Genomic DNA, 291 nt, shown 5'->3' on the forward strand with positions numbered 1-291 from the left:
ATATCGACCTGCTGTCGGTGTTCCCGGACGTGGTCAACGAAATCGTCTGCACCAGCATCTATGCCGGTGACAAGGAAGGCGAAATCCGCTTCGAACGTCACGAAGGCGTGGTCTTCACCGAAGTGGTACGCCAGGCACTGGGCCTGAAAGAAGTGCACATCATTCAGACCGCTGGCGATGCCTACCAGCGTGAACGCGAACAATGGGATGACGGTAACAACGTGGTGGCCCTGGATCGCCGCGTGGTGGTGGCCTACGACCGTAACACCTACACCAACAAGCTGATGCGTC

Annotated in this window: 1 protein-coding gene; it reads left to right on the forward strand. The window is 57.7% G+C overall.

Going from position 1 to position 291, the window contains the following annotated elements; all coding sequences use genetic code 11:
- A partial coding sequence (locus tag H2Z84_RS02805; RefSeq protein ID WP_258869267.1) for an arginine deiminase family protein occupies positions 1–291 on the forward strand: 291 nt, incomplete at both ends.

This window comes from Aquitalea aquatica (genome assembly GCF_013911085.1).
GTDB lineage: Bacteria > Pseudomonadota > Gammaproteobacteria > Burkholderiales > Chromobacteriaceae > Aquitalea > Aquitalea aquatica.